Annotated in this window: 19 protein-coding genes; 11 read left to right on the forward strand and 8 right to left on the reverse strand. The window is 72.8% G+C overall.

Going from position 1 to position 20,595, the window contains the following annotated elements:
- Position 1: 1 nt before the first annotated feature.
- The 4 genes from nadC to DEJ28_RS13060 are packed head-to-tail and all read right to left on the reverse strand — an operon-like array spanning position 2 to position 4,581.
- The gene (gene nadC, locus DEJ28_RS13045) at positions 2–946 is read right to left on the reverse strand and encodes a carboxylating nicotinate-nucleotide diphosphorylase (protein ID WP_111115204.1); all 945 of its coding nucleotides are present in this window, start codon (positions 944–946) and stop codon (positions 2–4) included.
- Positions 943–2,562, reverse strand: a complete 1,620-nt coding sequence (gene nadB / locus DEJ28_RS13050; protein WP_111115203.1) for an L-aspartate oxidase — start codon at positions 2,560–2,562, stop codon at positions 943–945. Before nadB ends, nadC begins: the two co-directional genes overlap by 4 nt.
- A gap of 2 nt (positions 2,563–2,564) precedes the next feature.
- Positions 2,565–3,836, reverse strand: a complete 1,272-nt coding sequence (nadA, locus tag DEJ28_RS13055) for a quinolinate synthase NadA (protein ID WP_111115202.1) — start codon at positions 3,834–3,836, stop codon at positions 2,565–2,567.
- 7 nt (positions 3,837–3,843) lie between these two features.
- The gene (locus DEJ28_RS13060; RefSeq protein ID WP_258368015.1) at positions 3,844–4,581 is read right to left on the reverse strand and encodes an NUDIX hydrolase; all 738 of its coding nucleotides are present in this window, start codon (positions 4,579–4,581) and stop codon (positions 3,844–3,846) included.
- A 104-nt stretch (positions 4,582–4,685) separates the two neighbouring features.
- Here DEJ28_RS13060 and DEJ28_RS13065 point away from each other — a divergent pair, with 104 nt between their 5' ends.
- From DEJ28_RS13065 to DEJ28_RS13075, 3 genes are all read left to right on the forward strand, one after another.
- Entirely contained in the window at positions 4,686–4,967 is a 282-nt protein-coding gene (locus DEJ28_RS13065) for an acylphosphatase (RefSeq protein ID WP_258368014.1), read from the forward strand.
- A gap of 170 nt (positions 4,968–5,137) precedes the next feature.
- A complete protein-coding gene (locus DEJ28_RS13070) occupies positions 5,138–6,616 on the forward strand; it encodes an MDR family MFS transporter (protein WP_111115199.1) in 1,479 nt (492 codons plus the stop codon).
- Positions 6,617–6,839: 223 nt separating this feature from the next.
- The gene (locus DEJ28_RS13075; protein WP_111115198.1) at positions 6,840–8,087 is read left to right on the forward strand and encodes a D-arabinono-1,4-lactone oxidase; all 1,248 of its coding nucleotides are present in this window, start codon (positions 6,840–6,842) and stop codon (positions 8,085–8,087) included.
- 37 nt (positions 8,088–8,124) lie between these two features.
- On the opposite strand, the gene DEJ28_RS13080 is transcribed toward DEJ28_RS13075, so the two are convergent.
- On the reverse strand, positions 8,125–8,649 hold the full coding sequence (locus tag DEJ28_RS13080; RefSeq protein WP_111115197.1) for a 2'-5' RNA ligase family protein: 525 nt from the start codon (positions 8,647–8,649) through the stop codon (positions 8,125–8,127).
- Between the two features lie 138 nt (positions 8,650–8,787).
- Here DEJ28_RS13080 and DEJ28_RS13085 point away from each other — a divergent pair, with 138 nt between their 5' ends.
- Genes DEJ28_RS13085 through DEJ28_RS13095 form a run of 3 tightly spaced genes read left to right on the forward strand, consistent with a single transcriptional unit; the run spans position 8,788 to position 11,518 of the window.
- On the forward strand, positions 8,788–9,747 hold the full coding sequence (locus tag DEJ28_RS13085; protein ID WP_111115196.1) for a MetQ/NlpA family ABC transporter substrate-binding protein: 960 nt from the start codon (positions 8,788–8,790) through the stop codon (positions 9,745–9,747).
- Entirely contained in the window at positions 9,747–10,850 is a 1,104-nt protein-coding gene (locus DEJ28_RS13090) for a methionine ABC transporter ATP-binding protein (protein ID WP_111115195.1), read from the forward strand. Before DEJ28_RS13085 ends, DEJ28_RS13090 begins: the two co-directional genes overlap by 1 nt.
- Entirely contained in the window at positions 10,847–11,518 is a 672-nt protein-coding gene (locus tag DEJ28_RS13095; RefSeq protein WP_258368012.1) for a methionine ABC transporter permease, read from the forward strand. The genes DEJ28_RS13090 and DEJ28_RS13095 overlap by 4 nt, the downstream gene beginning before the upstream one ends.
- A 548-nt stretch (positions 11,519–12,066) precedes the next feature.
- On the opposite strand, the gene DEJ28_RS13100 is transcribed toward DEJ28_RS13095, so the two are convergent.
- Positions 12,067–12,843, reverse strand: coding sequence for an endonuclease/exonuclease/phosphatase family protein (locus DEJ28_RS13100; protein WP_111115194.1), 777 nt, complete (start codon positions 12,841–12,843; stop codon positions 12,067–12,069).
- Between the two features lie 169 nt (positions 12,844–13,012).
- The gene (locus DEJ28_RS13105; RefSeq protein WP_111115193.1) at positions 13,013–14,434 is read right to left on the reverse strand and encodes an MFS transporter; all 1,422 of its coding nucleotides are present in this window, start codon (positions 14,432–14,434) and stop codon (positions 13,013–13,015) included.
- Between the two features lie 154 nt (positions 14,435–14,588).
- On the opposite strand from DEJ28_RS13105, the gene DEJ28_RS13110 reads away from it, so the two are divergent.
- The 5 genes from DEJ28_RS13110 (at position 14,589) to DEJ28_RS13130 (ending at position 20,013) form a co-directional block, all read left to right on the forward strand.
- Complete coding sequence (locus DEJ28_RS13110) at positions 14,589–15,800, forward strand: alanine racemase (protein WP_111115192.1); 1,212 nt, start codon at positions 14,589–14,591, stop codon at positions 15,798–15,800.
- Positions 15,800–16,642 (forward strand): IclR family transcriptional regulator, encoded by an 843-nt coding sequence (locus tag DEJ28_RS13115; RefSeq protein ID WP_111115191.1) that lies wholly within the window; start codon positions 15,800–15,802, stop codon positions 16,640–16,642. Before DEJ28_RS13110 ends, DEJ28_RS13115 begins: the two co-directional genes overlap by 1 nt.
- Positions 16,639–17,616 (forward strand): sugar kinase, encoded by a 978-nt coding sequence (locus DEJ28_RS13120; protein ID WP_111115190.1) that lies wholly within the window; start codon positions 16,639–16,641, stop codon positions 17,614–17,616. Before DEJ28_RS13115 ends, DEJ28_RS13120 begins: the two co-directional genes overlap by 4 nt.
- A 115-nt stretch (positions 17,617–17,731) precedes the next feature.
- The gene (locus DEJ28_RS13125) at positions 17,732–18,385 is read left to right on the forward strand and encodes a bifunctional 4-hydroxy-2-oxoglutarate aldolase/2-dehydro-3-deoxy-phosphogluconate aldolase (protein ID WP_181433675.1); all 654 of its coding nucleotides are present in this window, start codon (positions 17,732–17,734) and stop codon (positions 18,383–18,385) included.
- Positions 18,382–20,013 carry an N-acyl-D-amino-acid deacylase family protein gene (locus DEJ28_RS13130; RefSeq protein WP_111115188.1) on the forward strand — a complete coding sequence of 544 codons (1,632 nt, stop codon included), beginning with the start codon at positions 18,382–18,384 and terminating at the stop codon, positions 20,011–20,013. Before DEJ28_RS13125 ends, DEJ28_RS13130 begins: the two co-directional genes overlap by 4 nt.
- A gap of 51 nt (positions 20,014–20,064) precedes the next feature.
- Here DEJ28_RS13130 and DEJ28_RS13135 read toward each other — a convergent pair whose 3' ends face one another.
- Positions 20,065–20,454 (reverse strand): RidA family protein, encoded by a 390-nt coding sequence (locus tag DEJ28_RS13135; protein WP_111115187.1) that lies wholly within the window; start codon positions 20,452–20,454, stop codon positions 20,065–20,067.
- Between the last annotated feature and the right edge of the window lie 141 nt (positions 20,455–20,595).

Below are 20,595 nucleotides of genomic sequence, written 5' to 3' on the forward strand. Positions count from 1 at the left end.
GTCAGGCCCCGGCGGGCGCCGCGACGTCCACGTCGAGCCCGAGGTCGAGCGCCCGCGCCGAGTGCGTCAGCGCACCGACCGAGATGACGTCGACACCGGTGGCGGCGATCGCGGCGACGGTGTCGAGCGACACCCCGCCCGAGGCCTCGACGAGTGCCCGTCCGGCGACGATGCCCACCCCGGTCTCGAGCATCGCCGGCGTGAAGTTGTCGAGCATGATCGTGTCGACGCCGGCCGCGACGACGGGCTCGATCTGGTCGATGCGGTCCACCTCGACCTCGACGTGCACGGTGTGCCCGAGGCGCGCACGCGCGGCCGTGATCGCGTCCCCGATCCCGATCCCGCTCGCCAGCAGCACCGCGAGGTGGTTGTCCTTCGCGAGCACGGCGTCGGACAGTGAGGTGCGGTGGTTGTGCCCGCCCCCGCACCGGACGGCGTAGCGCTCGAGCGCACGGAGCCCCGGCGTCGTCTTGCGGGTGTCGACGATCCGCGCCCGGGTCCCCTCGACCGCGGCGACGTACGTGGCGGTCGCCGTCGCGATGCCCGACATCCGCTGCACGAGGTTGAGCGCGACCCGCTCGGCGCGGAGGACCGAGCGTGCGTTGCCCGTCACGGTCGCCAGCAGGGTGCCGGGTTCGAACGCGGCACCGTCCGGCACGTGCAGGACCACGTCGACCGACGGATCGACCGCGTGCACCACCGCGGCGAACACCCCGCCACCGCTCAGGACGCCGGGTTCGCGTGCGCCGAGCGTCGCCGTCGCCACGGCGTCGGCGGGGATGAGCGTCTCGCTGGTGACGTCGCCCCACGGCGCGTCCTCCTCGAGGGCGGTCTCGATGACCCGGCGGAGGGCGTGCGGCGGGACAGTGCCGGGATCGCTCGGTGCTGCGTTTGTCGGTGCTGCGTGGGTCGGTGCTGCGTCGGTCGGTGCTGCGTCGACGGTCATGCGGGTACCTCCTGCGGGACGGGTGCGTGCTGGGCGACCCACGCGTACGACGCGGGTGCGGTGGGGTCGGTGTCGGGGTGGTCGGTGCGCGCGTGCGCACCGCGCGACTCGGTGCGGGTCCAGGCGGCGAGCGCGACGATCCGGGCGAGGTCGAGGAGCGCGCGGTCCTCGTGGTCGCGCACGCCGGTCGGCTCCGGCAGGGTCAGGGCGGCGAGGTCGCGGCGTGCGCTCGCGAGTCCGGTCGCGTCGCGCAGGAGCCCCACGCGGTCCGTCATGACGGACTGGACCGCCTGACGGACGTCCGTGACGTCGGTGCGGTGAGCCGCGCCTCCAGGCAGGGTCGGACGGGAGGAACGGATCACGTCCGCCGCGTCGGGAACGCTGGTGACCCGGAGACCCGCGTCACCGCGCAGGCGCAGCCGGTCGGGTCGGGGAGCGTCGAGGGCGTCCGCGGCGCGGACCGCGAAGACCAGTCCCTCGAGGAGCGAGTTGGACGCGAGACGGTTGGCGCCGTGGACGCCGGTGCAGGCGACCTCGCCGATCGCCAGGAGCCCGGGCAGGCTGGTCCGGCCGTCCGCGTCTGTGGCGACGCCGCCCATCGAGTAGTGCGCGGCCGGGGCGACGGGGACGCCCTCACGGGTCCAGTCGAAGCCGGTGGCGCGGGTGGCGCGGGTGAGGCCGGGGAACCGGGCGACGAGGAAGGCGGGGTCGAGACCGGTGGCGTCGAGGAGGACGGGTTCGCCGCCCTGGTCGCGCATCGCGCTCGCGATCCCCCGGGCCACGATGTCGCGCGGGGCGAGCTCGGCGTCCGGGTGCAGCCCGGCCATGAAGCGCCGGCCGCGGGCGTCGCGGAGGACGGCGCCCTCGCCGCGGACGGCTTCCGACACCAGTCCGCCGTTCGGCACCGCGAGGCGCGTCGGGTGGAACTGCACGAACTCGAGGTCCGCGAGGACGGCGCCGGCACGCCAGGCGGCGGCGGCACCGTCACCGGTCGCGACAAGCGGGTTCGTCGTCTCGCGGTAGAGGTGCCCGGCACCGCCGGAGGCGAGCACCACGGCGTCGGCGTCGATCCGGCGCGGCTCGCCGAGCAGGTCCAGGACGTCGACGCCGACGACCGTGCCGCCCGTGACGACGAGGTCGGTGAGGCAGGTGCGTTCGAGGATCGTGACGTGTCGGCGGTGCAGCGCGTCGACGAGGGTGCGCTCGATCGCGGCACCGGTCGCGTCGCCGTCCGCGTGCACGACGCGCCACCGGCCGTGCGCGGCCTCGCGACCGCGTGCCAGGTCGTCGCCGTACCGGTCGAGGCTCGACGGGTCCGTCGTCCGGTCGAAGGGCACGCCGAGGGCGAGCAGGTCGCGGACCCGCGCCGGCCCGTCGGTGCAGAGCACCTCGACCGCGCGGGCGTCGGCGCTGCCCGCCGCCGCGACGTGCGTGTCCGACTCGTGGAGCGACGCGGAGTCGTCGGCCCCGAGCGCGACCGCGACGCCGCCCTGCGCGTACCCGGTCGCGCCGTCCGTCAACGCGCCCTTCGTCACGAGGGTGACGTCGTGCCGTGCGCTCGCGCGGATCGCGGCGGTCAGCCCCGCGATGCCGGAGCCCACGATGACGACGTGCACGGTCAGCCCTTCGGACGTGCCGCGAGCATCCGCTCGAGCGCGACCCTGGCGTCGGCCTGCACCTCGGCGGGCACGACGATCTCGTTGAGGACCTCGCCGTCGACGAGCGCCTCGAGGACCCAGGCGAGGTAGCCGGGGTGGATCCGGTACATCGTCGAGCAGGGGCAGACCACGGGGTCGAGGCAGAAGATCGTGTGCTGCGGGTACTCCGCCGCGAGACGGTTCACCATGTTGATCTCGGTGCCGATCGCGAACGTGGTGGGCTCGGTCGCCGCGGCCACGGTCTTCCGGATGAGGTCGGTGCTGCCCGCGTGGTCGGCGGCGTCGACGACGGCCATCGGGCACTCCGGGTGCACGATCACCTGGACCCCGGGGTGCTCGGCGCGGGCGCGGTCGATCTGCTCGACCGTGAAGCGGCGGTGCACGGAGCAGAAGCCGTGCCAGAGGACGACCTTCGCCTCCTGCAGGGTCTCGGCGTCGTTGCCCCCGAGCGGCTTCCGCGGGTTCCACATCGGCATGAGGTCGGTGCTGATGCCCATCGCCTTCGCGGTGTTGCGACCGAGGTGCTGGTCCGGGAAGAACAGGACCCGCTGCCCCCGCTCGAACGCCCACTCCAGCACGGTCGACGCGTTCGACGAGGTGCACACGATCCCGCCGTTGCGGCCGCAGAACGCCTTGAGGTCCGCCGCCGAGTTCATGTAGGTGACGGGGATGACCGGCACGCGGCCGTCGGCGTCCGGCTCGGTGCCGTAGACCGCCGTGAGCTCGGCCCACGCCGCCTCGACGCTGTCGATGTCGGCCATGTCCGCCATCGAGCACCCGGCGGCGAGGTTCGGCAGGATGACGCGCTGGTCGTCGCGGGCGAGGATGTCCGCCGTCTCCGCCATGAAGTGCACGCCGCAGAAGACGATCGCCTCGGCGTCGGGCTTCGTCAGCGCGGCGTTCGCCAGCTGGAACGAGTCGCCGAGGAAGTCGGCGTGCCGGACGACCTCGTCGCGCTGGTAGAAGTGCCCCAGCACCACGACGCGGTCGCCGAGCGTCGCCTTCGCCCGTTCGATGCGCTCGTGGAGCTCGTCGACCGGGGCGTTCTTGTACGCGTCCGGCAGCACGCCCTGGCGCGGGGCGGAGGTCGGGATGACGTCCGACATCGACGATCCGGGACCGTACCCGGGCCGGGAGTCGAAGTCCCACGTCGGCATGGCGAGGTCGGGCGTGCACGTGCTGCCCGCGGCCTGGCCGTTGGAGATGAGGTCGATGGTCGTTGCGATGGACACGGTGTTCCTATCGGTTCTGCGGTGTGTTGCCCTGCTGCAGCGGGCCGTTGTCCGCGTAGGCCAGGTCGGGGTTCGAGCGGTACAGCCGGGCCGGACGGTGCCGGTCCCCGCTCGTGGTCTCGTCGGTCGGCAGGACCGCGTCGGTCTTCTCGACCTGCCGACGGAAGTTCGCGGGGTCGAGCGCACGCCCGAGCACCGCCTCGTACACCCCGCGGAGTTCGGCGAGGGTGAACCGGTCCCCCAGGAACGCCTGCGCGATCCGGGAGTACGACATCTTGTTGCGCAGTCGCCAGAGGGCGTACTCGACGATGCGATCGTGGTCGAACGCGAGGGGCGGGTGCTCGTCGGCGAGGAACCAGCGCACGTTCCAGTCGTCGGGCACCGAGCTCGCCTCGTCCGGGTGCACGAGTGCCCAGTAGACGATCGACACGACGCGGTTCGGGGAGCGGTCGACGTCACCGAACGCGTAGAGCTGCTCGAGGTAGCGCGGCTGCACGTTCGTCGTCTCGCGCAGTCTGGCCGCCGCCGAGTCCTCGAGCCCCTCGTCCGGCTGCACCCAGCCGCCCGGGAGCGCCCACGACCCCTCGTACGGCTCGGCGACGCGGCGCACGAGCGGCATCCACAGCGCCGGGGCCCCGGTGTCCGGGTGCGGGCGCAGCGCGACGATCACGGTCGAGACCGCGACGCGGATGGGGAGATCGGTGAACGAGGTCATGTGGGTCAGGTCGAATCCGGTTCGTGTCATGGTGACTCGAAGTGTTCGGGTTGCAATGACACTATCACCGGGTTTCACGAGACCGAAACAGCGCCGAAAACTCCTGGTGAGACCGCGCGCCTACATTGAGCCGCATGACAACGGTGACGAGGATGCACGCCGTGGTGTCGGGGACGGTCCAAGGGGTCGGGTTCCGGTACTGGACAGCGCGGAAGGCCGACGGGCTGGCGCTCACCGGGTACGCGCGGAACCTGTTCGACGGGACGGTCGAGGTCGAGGCGGAGGGACCCGCCCCGGCGGTGGACGCGCTCATGGGCTTCATCCGCACCGGCCCGCCGTCGGCCACCGTGACGGACGTGGAGTGCCGAGCCGTGGTGCCGCACGGCGACGGGGACGAGTTCACGATCCTGCACTGACCGATCCGCTCTGACGGATGTCCCGATCCGCTCTGACCGATCCGCTCTGACCGATCCGCTCTGACGGATGTCGGCGGGAAGCGGAATAATCGAATCCACTCAGGCGGTTGCCCTGTCTGCGCGTCCTGCGCCCCCTCGTTCCACCAGTCGTGATCCACCAGGAGCCCCGCATGACCCAGGCCGTCGATTCCGCACCCCGCACCGGGAGCGTCTCGCAGCCCTCCCCCGGCGAGACGCGACTCGTGATCGGGCTGCTGCTCGTCTCCGCGTTCGTCGTCATCCTCAACGAGACGATCATGGGCGTCGCCCTGCCGCGCCTGATGGACGACCTCGGCATCAGCGCAGCGACCGGTCAGTGGCTGACGACCGGGTTCCTGCTCACCATGGCGGTCGTCATCCCGATCACCGGGTTCCTGCTGCAGCGGTACAACACGCGGCCGGTGTTCGTCTGGGCGATGAGCCTGTTCTCCGCCGGCACCCTCATCGCGCTGCTCGCACCCGGGTTCACGATGCTCCTGCTCGGCCGCATCGTGCAGGCGAGCGGGACCGCGATCATGATGCCGCTGCTCATGACCACCGTGCTGACGCTCATCGAGCCGGCACACCGCGGCCGCGTGATGGGCAACATCTCGATCGTCATCTCGGTCGCCCCGGCGATCGGCCCGACCATCTCCGGCCTCATCCTCAACGCGTTCTCGTGGCGCTGGCTGTTCGGGTTCGTCCTGCCGATCGCCCTGGCCGCGCTGGTGCTCGGCATGCTGAAGGTGCGGAACGTCTCCACGCCGCGGAAGGCCCCGCTCGACGTGCTCTCGGTCGTGCTCTCCGCGTTCGCCTTCGGCGGCATCGTCTACGGGCTCTCGAGCATCGGCGAGGCCGGCGCGACCGGTCCGCTCGTCCCGGTGACCGCCCTGGTCGTCGGCGCCGTCGCGCTCACCCTGTTCATCCTCCGACAGACCCGACTGCAGCGGACGGACCGGGCACTGCTCGACCTCCGCACGTTCCAGACCCCCGGCTTCACCGTCCCGATCGTGGCGATGGGCCTCAGCTTCATGGCGATGTTCGGCACGCTGATCCTGCTGCCGATCTACCTCGAACGCGTCCTCGGACTCGACGTCCTGAACGTCGGGCTGCTGCTCCTGCCCGGCGGGCTCATCATGGGGCTCCTCTCCCCGATCGTCGGACGCATCTACGACCGTCGCGGCCCCCGCGTGCTGCTCATCCCCGGCTCGATCATCGTCAGCGCCGTGCTGTGGGCACTCTCCACGGTCGGCGTCGACACGAGCGTGTGGTTCGTGCTCGGTGCGCACGTCGTCCTGAGCATCGGCCTCGCGCTGACCTTCACGCCGCTGTTCACCGCGGCGCTCGGCGGGCTGCCCCCGAAGCTGTACTCGCACGGCAGCGCCGTCCTCGGTACCGCGCAGCAGCTCGCCGGTGCGGCCGGCACCGCACTGTTCGTCACCCTCCTGACCATCGGCGCCGCGAGCGCGACGGCCGGGTCGGGCGCGGACGGCCTGGCCGAGGCGACCGCCTCCGGCGTGCGGACGGCGTTCCTCGTCGGTGCGGTCATCTCGCTGTTCGGCATCGCGACCTCGGCGTTCGTCCGCCGGCCGGACACCCCCGAGGGCGCCCCGACGCCGTCGATGCACTGACTCCCGATTCGTCGGGCGCGTCGAGCGCGTCGAGCGCGTCGGCGTCGCACCCGCCCGGTTCGAGCGTCGCACCCGCCCGGTTCGGGCGTCGCGCCCGCGGTTCGAGCGTCGCACCCGCCCGGTTCGGGCGTCGCACCCCCGGGTGAACATCGCGCCCCGTCATGACGGGGCGCGATGTTCGTCAGGGGGTGCGATCCCGGTCGCACGTGGCATCGTGGGCGGCATGCGGTCGACGACGAGCGAGCTGAACTGGTCCGGCACGGTCACCTACACGGCCGAGCGGGTGCTCCGTCCGACGTCGATCGACGAAGCCGCCGAGATCGTGGCACGGGAACCCCGCGTGCACGGCCTCGGCACCCGGCACTCGTTCAACGACGCCGCGGACGCCCCCGGCGTGCTCCTCGACCTCACCGCGATCCCGACCGACCTGCACGTCGATCCCGACCGGCGCACCGCCACGATGGGCGCCGGCACCCGGTACGGCGTCGTCGCGCCGGAGATCGACCGCGCCGGGTTCGCCCTGCACAACGAGGGATCGCTGCCGCACATCTCCCTCGCCGGCGCCGTCGCGACCGGCACCCACGGCTCCGGCACGACCCTCGGGTCGCTCAGCACCGCGGTCCGGTCCTTCGAGGTGCTCGGGCCGGACGGGGCCACGCGGACGATCGACCGCGACGACCCGGCGTTCGACGGCGCCGTGCTGCACCTCGGACTGCTCGGCATCGTCACACGCGTCACGCTCGACGTCGAACCGACCTACCGGATGCGCCAGGACTCGTACGGGTCGATCCCGTGGGACACCTTCACCGAGCACGTCGCCGAGGTGCACGCGAGCGCCTACTCGGTGTGCTCGTACACGGTGTTCGGTGACGAGGTCAGCGAGGTCCTCCTGAAGTCCCGCGTCCCCGACGGCGCGGACGACGTAGACGTGCCGAGCGAGCTGGTCGGCGCGCCGAAGCTCCCCGGATCCCCCGGCGACGACCACCGCACCGCCCGCGACGGGTCGGTCGGTCCGTGGTGGGACCGGCTGCCGCACTTCCCGATCGACTCGGTGCCGAGCCACGGGTCCGAGGTGCAGAGCGAGCACTTCGTCCCGCTCCGGCACGCGGCGGCCGCGCTCGAGGCCCTGCGCGGGATGGCCGACCGCATCCAGCCGCACCTGCACGTCTGCGAGCTCCGGACGATGGCGGCGGACCGGTTCTGGCTCAGCCCGTCGCAGGGCGAGGACGTGCTCTGCATCGCCTTCACCTGGAAGAAGCACCCGGCCGAGGTCGCTGCGCTGCTGCCCGACCTCGAGGGGCGGCTCGCACCGTTCGGCGGGCGACCGCACTGGGGCAAGATGAGCTCGCTCGGCCGCGACGCGGTCGAGGACCTCTACCCGCGGCTGCCGGACTTCCGCGACCTCGTCGCCGCGGCCGACCCGGACCGGACGTTCGCATCCGCGTTCGGCGAGCGTGTGCTCGGGAGCTGACCCGCGCCTCCAGGCCCGCTCGTCTGCACCCCGCTCGTCACGTGACGGGCGTGATCGTCCTCGTGTCGCCGTCCCAGTGCCGGACGCCCGCGACGCCGAGCTCCGCCGGCAGCGGTGCCGACCGGAGCGCCGCGACGGCGCGGGGCAAGTCCTCGTCCCGCACCCGGCGGGCGAGCGTGACGTGCGGTGACCACGCTCCCGGCAGGGTCGTTTCCACGGCCTCCGGCGCGGGTCCGACCAGCGGGTGCGCCGTCCGCGCCGCGTGCACCGCCCGGTGGAACGCGGCCAGGGCGTCGTCGAGCACGATCGCCCGGACGACCACCGACCGACCGGGCCCCGCCGGGAACAGCAGCAGACCACCGACCCGGAGCGACGTCGGCAGCGGCGCCGCGATGCCGGACGGGACGGCCAGTGCCGGACCGGCCGCGAGCGTGACGTGCGGGGCGTTCGACGGGGACGGGTGCCGACCGAGGCTCGGCAGGTCGGCGTCGACCAGCGCGGCCCACGCCGCCCGCACCGCCGCGTCCGACGGGGCGTCCAGGACGACTTCGATGCTGCGCACACACCGAGTGAACCAAGGCCCGCCGCGATGTAACACAGCGGAACGGAACTCGCACCGCGTCGGACGGCCCGTCACACTCGACTGCACGCCGCGCACCAGCGCAGGATCCCCACAGCACCGCCCACGAGGAGCACCACCATGTCCGCAGCACCCGCACTGCCCGAGAAGCCGAAGGGCAAGCGTCCGATCGGCTGGATCATCGCCGCCGCGGTGGTCGTCATCGCGATCGTCGTCGCCCTCATCGTCGGAGCCGTCCGCTCCGGGGACGACAGCAGCAACGACGGTGCCGGCGCCGCCGGTGCGTCACCGAAGACCGTCACGATCGGTGTCGCGGACAAGTCGCTCTCCTACTGGAGCACCTACACGAAGCTCGCCAAGTCGAAGCTCAACGTCACGGTCAAGCTGACGAACTTCGCCGACTACTCGCTGCCGAACCCGGCGCTCAAGGACGGCCAGCTGGACCTCAACCAGTTCCAGCACATCCAGTACCTCGCCGACTACAACGTCACCTCGAACGACGACCTGCAGCCGATCGGCTCGACCGCCGTGTACCCGCTGCCGCTCTACGCGACGAAGTACGACAAGGCGTCCGCGATCCCCGAGGGGGCGAAGATCGCGATCCCGAACGACTCGATCAACCAGGCGCGCGCGCTCCTCGTGCTGCAGGGCGCGAAGCTCATCACGCTGAAGGACGGCGGCTCGGCGTTCTCGACCACGTCCGACATCGAGACGAAGAAGGTCGACGTCCAGCCGCTCGAGGCCTCGCAGACCGCGAACGCGCTGCAGCAGGGCTCCGTCGCCGCCGCCGTCGTGAACAACAACTTCGCGACCGCCGCCGGCCTGCCGTCGAGCGACGTCGTCTACCAGGACGACCCCTCCAGCGCGAACGCCGCCCCGTACGTGAACATCTTCGCCGCACGCGACGAGGACAAGGGCAACAAGACGTACCTCGCACTCGCGAAGCTCTTCCAGGACGACGCCGTGCAGAAGGTCTTCCTCAAGGACAACCCCGACGCGGTCGTCCGCGACGAGAGCGCGTCCTCGCTGCAGGACGAGCTCGCGACCGTCGAGAAGGACGCGAAGGCGGCCAAGCAGTAGTGCCGGTCCTCGTCGAACTCCGCGGCGTCTCGAAGCACTACCGCCGCTCCGACACCGGCGAGACCGTGGTGGCCGTCGAGGACGTCTCCCTGGACGTGCACCAGGGCGAGGTCCTCGGCGTCATCGGGTACTCCGGTGCCGGCAAGTCCACCCTGGTCCGGCTCGTGAACGCCCTGGAGCTCCCGAGCTCCGGGTCGGTCACCGTCGCCGGCCAGGAACTGACGGCGATCCCCGAGCGGGATCGCCGTCTGGCGCGTTGCCGGATCGGGATGATCTTCCAGCAGTTCAACTTGTTCCGTTCCCGCACCATCGCCGGCAACGTCGCGTACCCGCTCAAGGTCGCCGGTGTGCCGAAGGCCGAGCGCGACCGCCGCGTCGCCGAGCTGCTCGACTTCGTCGGCCTGCTCGAACGTGCCCACGCCTACCCGGAGCAGCTCTCCGGCGGGCAGAAGCAGCGCGTCGGCATCGCCCGTGCGCTGGCCGCCGACCCCGAGCTGCTGCTCGCCGACGAGGCCACGAGCGCCCTCGACCCGGAGACCACCTCCGAGGTCCTCGCGCTCCTCCGCCGGGTCAACCGCGAGCTCGGCGTCACGATCATCGTCATCACCCACGAGATGGACGCCGTCCGGCAGATCGCCGACCGGGTCGCCGTGATGGAGCAGGGGCGCGTCGTCGAGGTCGGGGACGTCTACGACGTGTTCTCCGCGCCGCAGACCGACGCCGCCCAGCGCTTCGTGCGCACCGCCCTGCACGACCGGCCCTCCCCCGAGACCCTCGCGCGCTTGCGTGAACGGCACCCGGGACGCCTCGTCACCGTGCAGATCACCGACGAGGCCGGACTGCAGAACAGGATCGACGCGGCCTTCCGGGCTGCGGGGGTCACCGCCGAGCTCGTCTACGGCGGGGTCGGCGAGATCCGGGAGCGGCGGATCGGCTCGTTGACGTACGAGCTGACCGGTCCGGACGGCGCCGGGGACGCCGGGGCCGCCGGTGCGGCCGGTGCCGCCGGCTCGGCTGGCTCGGCCGGGGCCGCGGCCATCGACGCCGCTGTCGCCGCGCTCCGCGCCGCGGGCGTCACCACCGACGAGGAGGACGCAGCGTGAACAACTCCTTCCAGAGCGTGATCGACACGTTCGACGTCTTCCTCGCCTCGGTGCGCGACACCATCGTGATGTCGCTGGTCTCCCTCGTGATCGCGGGGATCATCGGCCTCGCACTCGGGCTCGCGCTCTACGCCACCAGGCCGGGCAACCTGCTCGGCCACCGAGGCGCGTACACGATCATCAACGTGGTCGTGAACCTCGTCCGCCCGATCCCGTTCGTCATCTTCCTCGCGGCGATCGCTCCGCTGTCGCGCGTGGTCGTGCAGACGACGATCGGCGTCCCCGCGGTGACGTTCGCGATCTCGCTCGCGGCGGCGTTCGCGGTGTCCCGGATCGTGGAGCAGAACCTGCTCGCCGTCGACCCCGGCGTCGTCGAGGCGGCACGGGCCTCGGGAGCGCACCCCGTCTCGATCCTGCTGACGGTCCTCATCCCCGAGGGCCTCGGCCCGCTCATCCTCGGCTACACCTTCATCTACATCGGCATCGTCGACATGACGGCGCAGGGTGCGCTCATCGGTGGCGGCGGCCTCGGCGAGTACGCGATCACCTACGGGTCGCAGCGCTACGACTGGTGGATCGTGTACGTCTCGGTGGCGGCGATCGTCATCATCGTGCAGCTCGGCCAGTTCATCGGGAACCGGCTGGCGCGCGCGACCTTGCGGCGCTGACGCGGGTCGGTCCGGGTTCGGGGCGGGGCCGGTCCGGTGCGGTCCGGTCCGGTCCGGTCCGGTCCGGGTTCGGGGCGGGTTCGGGCCGGTGAGATCGCACTTCGGCGCGCATCCGCCGCCGGCCGGGACGCCGAAGTGCGATCTCGGCGCGGGGTCGAGACGCGTCCCGCTCGGGCCCCGGCCGCCCGGGCCGGTGAGATCGCACTTCGGCGCGCCTCGACCGCCGGCCGAGCCGCCGAAGTGCGATCTCGGCGCAGCGGTCGAGACGCGTCCCGCCTGGAGGCGCGAGGCCGCTCCACAAGACCGGCACCGCGCCTCCAGGCGGTCGCGACGGGCGCGGGGCGCTCCGCATGGTCACGTCCGCCACTCCGCGCGCGGCACCCCGGGGTGAGATCGCACTTCGGCGCGCCTCGGCCGCCAGCCGGGCCGCCGAAGTGCGATCTCGGCGCAGCGGCGGGCGCAGCAGGCGCAGCGGTCGGCGGCGCGCCTCGGCGGCGCGCCTCGGCGGCACGCCGCCGCCGCCGGCGGCTCGCCGGCGGCACGCCGGGTCAGGCTGCCGGGGACTCGACCGTGGCGACGGTGCCGGTCGCACCCTCGTGCTCGTAGTGCGCGCGCACGAGGATCGGACGGTGGTCCGAGATACCGGCCGGCAGCGTCTCGACGCCGGCGATGTGCAGGCCGACGCTGGTGGCGAAGTCGAAGTGCCCGGTGAACTTGCGGTAGCGCAGGTAGGTGGGCTGGTCGGAGAGCGAGAGCGCGAAGCCGTGCTGCTCGATCTTCCGGCGCAGGTTCGTCTGGAACCACGGGTAGTTGAAGTCGCCGACCATGATCGCCGGGGCTTCCTTCGACAGCTCGCGGAGGAACTGGTGCGCAGCCTCGATCTGCTTGCGGCGGAGCGAGTTCGTCGCGGTCAGCGGGGAGGCGTGGAAGGACGCGACGATGACTTCCGCGTCGGCCTCCTTGTCGCGCAGGTGCATCGCGATGAGTCGTTCGTGCGCGGGAGCGAGGACGCGGTCGTGCAGCGACTTCTGCAGGGAGTGGATGCTGAAGTCCTGGACCTCGAACCGGTCGTCGCGCTTGTAGATGGCGAGTCCGAGCCGGTTCGCCTTGGTGGAGGCGGCCAGGGACAGCCCGGCGATCGAGGGTGCGAGGTCGTTGCTGTCGCACTCCTGCACGCAGATGACGTCGGCGTCGGAGGCCTCGGCCAGGGCGGCGAGCTCGCTGTTCGCGGTGTGCTCGCGGAGGTTGTAGCTGACGACACGCAGCCCGGTCGGTTCCGCTGCCGTCTCGGCTGCGATCGTCCCCTGCTGCTGTGGCGCGGCCATGCTGCCTTCCTGTTCCGGGTGTTTCCGGTCACCCTGCCGCGGTCACCGTACTCGGCGATCGCTGACGCTTGCTGAGACTGTAGCGCGACGCGGGTTTCGTCCGTGTGACCGTGTGGGGAACCGTGGACGAGTTGACGCGGACCGCCACCGGGGGCAGTGCGCGCGGGGTTCAGGCGCTGACGCCGCGGGCGGTGCGGACGCGGCGCGCGGGCCGGACGGTGTCGCCGGCTGTGCGGCTCATCAGGACCCCTTCGACGGAGGCGACGACGAGCAGTGCCGCGATGACCCAGAACGCGGCGTCGTACGGCCCGTTCCCGCCGAGCCCCGCTGCGGCCCGGATCACGACCGCGGCGACGGCGACGCCGAAGCCGGCGGCCGTCTGCTGCAGGGTGGACGAGAGGGTGTTCGCCGGGGTCATGTCCGCCTGCTCGACGTCCGCGAAGGCGATGGTGTTGTAGGCCGTGAAGCCGACCGACCGGGCGGCACCGCTCACCACGAGCAGCACGGCGAGGAGCCAGAACGGGGTGTCCTCGGTCATGAACACCATGGCGACGACGCTGAGCGCCGCGACCGCGCTCGAAACGATGATCACCGGCCGGTACCCGAACCAGCGGAGGAACGGCGTCGTCATCGGCTTGATGCCGAGGTTGCCGACGAAGACCCAGAGCACCGCGGAGCCGGCGAGCACGGCGCTCCACCCCCAGGCGTCCTGGAACAGCAGCGGCAGCACGAACGGCACGGCGGAGACCGCGAGCCGGAAGAGGCTCCCGCCGGCGTGCGACACCCGGAACGTCTCGAGGCGGAACGAGTCCAGTCCCATGATCGGGTGCGGCGCACGGCGGAAGTGCCACACGGCGAGCCAGCAGCACACGGCGCCGAGCACGCCGGACAGCACGACCGCGAGCACCGGCACCGTGTCGAGGGCCAGCAGGGACGCCATCACGACGAGCGAGCCGAGGCCGAAGCACGCGAGCAGCGAGCCGAACCAGTCGAACGGCACCCGCTCGGCGGCGCGCTCCTGCGGCACGAGCACGAGGGCCGCGACGAAGGCGATCACCCCGAGCGGGATGTTGATGAGGAAGATCCAGTGCCACGACAGGGTGTCGACGAGCACACCGCCGACGAACGGCGCGATGATCGGCGCGGCCAGGGCCGGCCAGGTGAGGATCGCGATCGCGGTGACGAGCTGGTCGCGGCCGGCGCTCCGGAGGACGACGAGCCGCCCGACGGGCACCATGAGCGCACCGCCCAGCCCCTGCACGATGCGCCAGAGCGTCAGGTCGACGAGTCCGGTGGACATCGCGCACAACGCCGAGGCGACGGTGAACAGCGCGATCGCCCCGGTGAACACCGTCCGGGAGCCGATGCGGTCGGTGAGCCAGCCGCTCACCGGGATGAACACCGCGAGCGTCACGAGGTAGGCCGTGATCGCGACGCCGACCGCCGCGGAGTCGACACCGAGGTCGCGCCCCATCGCCGGGGCCGCCGTCGCCAGGATCGTGCCGTCCAGGAGCTCCATGAAGAAGGTGCCCGCGACGAGCACGGCCACCGCCGTGCTCCCCCGTCGTCGTGTCGTCGTCGTCGTCGCCATGTCGTGTCGAATCGTATGCCCGGTCGGATGCTTCTGCATTGCAGAATGAGGACGACGAGGACGTTGCCCCGTCGACCCCGGCACCGGGAGCGTGGAGGCAGCACACGGCACCACGACGGCAACACGACGGCAACACGGCGCACCAGGAGGCTCGATGACGACCACAACCGTCCCCGGCACGGTCACGGCGAAGGGCGCTCCCGACCCCGCTGCCCCGCCGACACGGCACGTCCTCGACCACGCGTACCTGCCCGTGATGACCCTCCGCGAGTCCGCGCTCGCGAACAACACCGCCGTGATGCAGGCCTACGTCGACCGGCACGGACTGCTGTTCGCGCCGCACATGAAGACGCACATGGCTCCCGTCCTCGCGGCCCGGCAGATCGACGCCGGCGCGTGGGGCGTCACGGTCGCCTCGGTCCAGCAGGCCATGGTCGCGTGGGAGCACGGCGTCCACCGGATCCTGGTCGCGAACGAGGTCCTCGACCCGACCGGGCTCGCCTGGCTCGCCTCGCGTCGCGCAGCCGACCCGGACGCCGACGTGCTCTGCTACGTCGACTCGGCCGCCGGTGTCGCCGCGGGCCTGGCGGCGCAGCAGGCGGTCGACGGTGCGCTGCACGTGCTCGTCGAGGTCGGGTTCCCGGGTGGTCGCACCGGCGTCCGGACCGCTGCTGCGGCGCGAGAGCTCGCCCAGCACGCCCACGACTCCGGCCTCGCGCTGCGCGGTGTGTCCGGGTACGAGGGCGGACTCCCCGGCGTCGACGCCGCACGTGCGTACGTCGAGGGGGTCCTCGACGTCGCGGTCGCCGTCCGCCCCCTGGTCGCGGCCCCGCGTGCGCTGTTCAGCATGGGCGGCAGCGCCTGGTTCGACGGCGTCGTCGACGCGGTCGCCGCACGCCCCGACGACGTGGACGTGCTGCTCCGGTCCGGCGCGTACCTCACCCACGACGACGGCTTCTACGCCGAGCGCACGCCCTTCGGCCGCCACCCGGACGAGGGCGCGCTCGTCCCTGCCATCGAGGTCTGGGGGCGCGTCACCTCCTGCCCGGAGCCGGGGCTCGCGCTCGTCGCGGTCGGCAAGCGGGACATCTCGTTCGACGAGGGACTCCCGGTGGTGCGCGGGATCCGGCCTGGAGGCGCGGCTGGCGACACGCAGGTCGTCCCACCACCCGGGGCGGTCACCGTCACCCGCCTCGACGACCAGCACTGCTACCTCGCGCTGGCGGACGGGTGGGCCGGGCTGACGCCCGGCGACGTCGTCGTGTTCGGCATCTCCCATCCGTGCACCGTCTTCGACAAGTGGCGCCAGGTGGTCGTCCTCGACGACGACGACACCGTGGTGGACACGATCGCGACGTGGTTCTGATGCGCGCGACGACCCCGGTCGCACCGGTCCCCGACGACGCCCCGGCGCGGAACGCCGCACTGTCGCTCCGACGCGGACTGCGACTGCTCGACTGCATCGCGGACCGCACCCGGAACGGCGACGCGTCGGTGTCCCTCGGCGTCCTGGCCGACGAGCTCGGCACGTCGAAGTCGACCGTCCTCCGGCTGACCGCCCCGATGCTCGAGAACGACCTGCTCCGCCGGACACCCGACGCCGGGTTCACCCTCGGCCTCGGCGCACTGCTGCTCGGGCAGAGCTACCTCGAGGGGATCGACCTCCGGTCCGCCGCGGCGCCGTTCCTCCGCCGCACCGCGGAACGCACCGGGCTCACCTGCCACCTCGTCGTGCCGGACGGCACCGACATCGTCTACGTGGACAAGGTCGAGACGCGCGGCACGGTCCGGATGGGCTCCCGGATCGGCAACCGCCTGCCGATGCGCAACACCGCGTCGGGCAAGGCGATGGTGGCGTTCGGCGAGGCCGAGCTGCTCGCGCGGGTGCTGGCCGAACCGGCGACGGCGATGACCGAGCACTCGATCGTCGACGACGACCGGTGGCGTGCGGAGATCGACCGGACGCACGGCCGGGGGTACGGCATCGACGACCGCGAGAACGAGCCGGACATCCGGTGCGTCGCCGCGCCCGTGCTCGACCACGCGAACCAGGTCGTCGGTGCGATGAGCATCTCCGGGCTCGCGTCCCGCTTCCCCGCCGCCGCCGTCCGCGAGCTCGGCGACGGCGTCGTCCGGACCGCGCTCGAGATCTCGGTCGCGCTCGGCTCGTCGTCCGCACAGCTCGCCCTGTCGAAGGGCACCCGGTGACCGGCAACGTGCTCACGTTCGGGGAGACGATGCTGCTCCTCACCGGGCGGGACGTCGGGGCGGTGCCGGACCTCGAGCACATGCGCGTGGACACCGGGGGCGCCGAGAGCAACGTCGCGATCGGACTGGTCCGGGCGGGCGTTCCCACCACGTGGATCGGCCGGGTCGGCACCGACCCCGCCGGCGACCGGGTGACGCGCGACGTCCGGGGCGAGGGCGTCGACGTCGTCGCGGTGCCGGACCCCGACCACTCGACGGGCATCATGATGAAGGAACGCCTGACGGACGGCCGGACCCGGGTGACGTACCACCGCCGCGGATCTGCGGGGGCGGCGCTCCGGGCGGAGGACCTGCCCGCCAGCATCGTCGAGACCGCCACGCTCCTGCACGTCACCGGCATCACCCTCGCCCTCTCCGACTCCGCACGTGCCGCCGTCGACGCCGCGATCGACCGAGCCGGGACGGCCGGCGTGCCGGTGTCGTTCGACGTCAACCACCGGCCGAAGCTCATCGACGCGGACACCGCTCGCGATCGCTACCGGGCCACCGCGGCCCGCTCCTCCGTTGTGTTCGCCGGCGACGACGAGGCCAGGCTCGTCCTCGGACTCGCGGAGGACGAAGGCGACGACGAGACCCTGGCGCACGAGCTCGCGGCCCTCGGCCGTGGCCGCGCCGTCGTGAAGCTCGGCTCCCGCGGGGCCGTGGCGTCGATCGACGGTCGCTTCCTCCGACGTCCGGCGACCCCGGTGCGCGTCGTCGACCCGGTCGGTGCCGGGGACGCCTTCGTCGCCGGGTGGCTCGCGGCGTCCCTGTCCGGTGCGACCGCGGACGAGGCGCTCGACCGTGCCGCCGATGCCGGCGCACTCGCCTGCACCGTCGAGAGCGACTGGCGACGGCCCGACCCCGCCGCCCTGCACGACCCCACCATCCCCACGGACGTCGACCACACCGTCCACGACCGCGTCGACCGCTGACCCGCGATCAACCACCGTGCGAACGCTGATCTCCGCCGACGCCGACGCCGATGCGCACCAGCGCCGATCCGAACCAACGCCGATCCGAACCAACGCGAGCACGAGGAACGAGCACATGACGAACACGACCAGCACCGCAGCCGCACCGGCGCGGCACCGGCACGCCGCGGGCCCCGCGATCGCGATCCTCCGCGGTGGCACGGGTGACCACGTCGAGGACGTCATCGCCACGCTCGTCGACGCCGGCGTCCGAGCGATCGAGATCACCACGAACACCCCGCGCTGGCGGGAGGGCATCGCCTGGGCCGCCGAGCGCTACGGCACGGCGGCGTCCATCGGCGTCGGCACCGTGCTCGAACCGCGGCAGCTCGACGAGGCAGCCGCGGCCGGCGCGGTGTTCGCGGTCAGCCCGCACCTCGACGCCGCCATCGGGGAGCGTGCGCACGAGCGCGGTCTCGGCTGGTACCCCGGAGCCGCGACCCCGACCGAGATCGTCCGCGCCTGGCAGCTCGGGGCGCGCGCCGTCAAGGTGTTCCCCGCGGCGCAGCTCGGCGGCCCGGCGTTCCTCAAGCAGGTGCTCGCCCCGCTCGACTTCGTCGACGTCATCCCCACGGGCGGCATCGGGGTCGACGACGCCTCCGAGTACCTGGCCGCCGGCGCCGTCGCGGTCGGCCTCGGGTCGCCCCTCGTCGGCGACGCCCTGACGAGCGGTGACCTCGACACGCTCCGGACCCGCGCTGAGCGACTCGTCGCCGGGCTCCCCCGGTGACCGAACCCGCGCGGCCGGTCCTGCTGCGGGGCGGTTCGGTCCTCGCCGACGAGGCCGGGCCCGAGCCCGACGCCGGAGCCGGGGCGGGGGCCGGGGCGGTCCGTGCGGACGTCCTCGTCTCGGGCGGCCGCATCGTCGCCGTCGGCACCGGCCTGGACGCCCCCGAGGACACGGTGACGATCGACTCCGGCGAGCGCCTCGTGCTCCCCGGGTTCGTGGACGCGCACTCGCACGCCGGCTCGGTGGTGTTCGACGACGCCGTGCAGCTCGCGCTCCTCCGGCAGGGCGTGACCACGATCGTCACGGGGCAGGACGGCGTCGGCCCCGCTCCGGGAGACGGCTCCTGGGCGGATGAGTACTTCGCAGCCATCGACGGTCCGCACCCCCGCTACCGGGGCGGCGGCATCGACGCACTGCTCGCCACGTACGACGGCACCACGCCGGTGAACGTCGCGACCCTGGTGCCCGCCGGCACGGTGCGGCACGAGGTGCTCGGCGACGAGGACCGCCCGGCCACCCCCTCCGACCTCGACGCCATGCGGGCACTCGTCCGGCAGGGGCTGTCGGACGGTGCGGTCGGCCTCGCGACCGGGCTCGACTACGTGCCGGGGCTCCACGCCGACACCGCGGAGCTCGCCGCGCTCTGCACCGAGGTCGCCGCGGCCGGCGGCCTCTACGTCTCGCACATGCGTGGCGGCTACGAGGGCAACGCCCGCGCCGGGCTGGACGAGATCGCCGAGATCGTCCTCGCCTCCGGGGTGCGCGCCCACGTCTCGCACCTGCACGCCCCGGTCGAGCTGGCGATCGCCGCCCTCGCCGAACTGGCCGACGACGGCTCCCCGATGTCCTTCGACGCGTACCCGTACTCGCGCGGCTGCACGATCCTCTCGATGCTGCTCCTGCCGGCCGACCTGGCGCGGCCGGGCACCGACGACCTCGCCCGTGCCCTCGCCGACGAGCCGGGCCGGCTCCGGGTCCGAGCCGCCGTGCTCGAGCGGGTGCTCGGACGTGCGGACCTCGGCACCGACTGGGCGGAGCAGATCACGCTCTCGCACGTCCCCGCGGCGGAGTTCCACGCGCTGCAGGGCCGCACGCTCGCCGAGGCCGCGGTGGCCACCGGCACGGACCCGGTCGACCTCGCGCTCGACGTGCTCGTCGACTCGGCGCTGCAGGTCACCGTCGTGATGCGGGTCCCCCGCCCGCGCACGGCCGACGAACTCGCGCCGCTGTTCCGGCTCCCCGGGCACACAGCCGGCTCGGACGGCATCTTCGTCGGGACGCACCCGCACCCGCGGGCGTACGGCACCTTCGCGCGGTACCTGCGGGACTACGCGGTGACGGGTCGGCTCGGGTGGTCCGAGACGGTGCGGCGCCTGTCCACCACGAGCGTGGAGCGGTACCGGCTCGGTGAGCGCGGGAGCGTCCGGGTCGGCGCGGTCGCGGACCTCGACGTCGTGGATCCGGCACGGGTCACCGCAGGATCGTCCTACGAGCACCCGATGCGGCTGGCGGAGGGCATCGACGACGTGCTGGTCGCCGGGGTCCCCGTCTTGGCCGAAGGAGCCCTGACGCACGCGACCCCCGGTGTCGGACTCCGTCGAGGGGGCCGGGGCAACGGGGGTCGGTGAGGCTTCACTCAGCCGGGCGTGGAGCCCGGCGTGGGTGTCACGCGGCGGGTGTCACGAGGCGGTCGGCAGCACGGCGACGACGTCGATCTCGACGAGGATGTTCGCCAGGTGCGACTGGACCGTCGTGCGCACCGGGTACGGCTGGGAGAAGTGCTTGGCGTACTCCTCGTTGAACGCCGCGAAGTCACGGTCGGAGTGCTCGAGGTGCACGGTCGACTTCACGACGTCGTCGAGGCCGAGGCCGTGCTCGGCCAGCACCGCGGCGACGTTCGCCAGGACCTGGGCGGTCTGCCCGGCGACGTCGTCGGCGATCTCGCCGGTGGCCGGGTCCTGCGGGCCGAAGCCGGCGGTGTAGAGGAACCCGTTCGCGACGATGCCCTGGCTGTAGGGGCCGGCGGGCTTCGGGGCGTTGTCGGTCACGATCGCGGTCTTGTTCGGCACAGGGGCTCCTCGGTGCTGGTGTCGGCGGGCGGGACCTCCAGGCTAGGCGCGCACCGCGCCGTGGACCCGAGCACCCACCCGGCCCGTTCCGTCCTGCACAACGCGCACCGCGCCTCCAGGCCGGGTGCCGACCACGCCGAC

The sequence above is a fragment of the Curtobacterium sp. MCPF17_002 genome (assembly GCF_003234115.2).
GTDB lineage: Bacteria > Actinomycetota > Actinomycetes > Actinomycetales > Microbacteriaceae > Curtobacterium.

Excerpts from the sequence above, each read along its gene's own strand:
- DEJ28_RS13070 (WP_111115199.1), top strand. The coding sequence starts at position 5,138 with ATGACCCAGGCCGTCGATTCCGCACCCCGCACCGGGAGCGTCTCGCAG.
- DEJ28_RS13105 (WP_111115193.1), bottom strand. The coding sequence starts at position 14,434 with ATGGCGACGACGACGACGACACGACGACGGGGGAGCACGGCGGTGGCC.
- DEJ28_RS13085 (WP_111115196.1), top strand. The coding sequence starts at position 8,788 with ATGTCCGCAGCACCCGCACTGCCCGAGAAGCCGAAGGGCAAGCGTCCG.
- DEJ28_RS13125 (WP_181433675.1), top strand. The coding sequence starts at position 17,732 with ATGACGAACACGACCAGCACCGCAGCCGCACCGGCGCGGCACCGGCAC.
- DEJ28_RS13115 (WP_111115191.1), top strand. The coding sequence starts at position 15,800 with ATGCGCGCGACGACCCCGGTCGCACCGGTCCCCGACGACGCCCCGGCG.
- DEJ28_RS13100 (WP_111115194.1), bottom strand. The coding sequence starts at position 12,843 with ATGGCCGCGCCACAGCAGCAGGGGACGATCGCAGCCGAGACGGCAGCG.
- DEJ28_RS13065 (WP_258368014.1), top strand. The coding sequence starts at position 4,686 with ATGACAACGGTGACGAGGATGCACGCCGTGGTGTCGGGGACGGTCCAA.
- DEJ28_RS13060 (WP_258368015.1), bottom strand. The coding sequence starts at position 4,581 with ATGACACGAACCGGATTCGACCTGACCCACATGACCTCGTTCACCGAT.
- nadC (WP_111115204.1), bottom strand. The coding sequence starts at position 946 with ATGACCGTCGACGCAGCACCGACCGACGCAGCACCGACCCACGCAGCA.
- DEJ28_RS13075 (WP_111115198.1), top strand. The coding sequence starts at position 6,840 with ATGCGGTCGACGACGAGCGAGCTGAACTGGTCCGGCACGGTCACCTAC.
- DEJ28_RS13110 (WP_111115192.1), top strand. The coding sequence starts at position 14,589 with ATGACGACCACAACCGTCCCCGGCACGGTCACGGCGAAGGGCGCTCCC.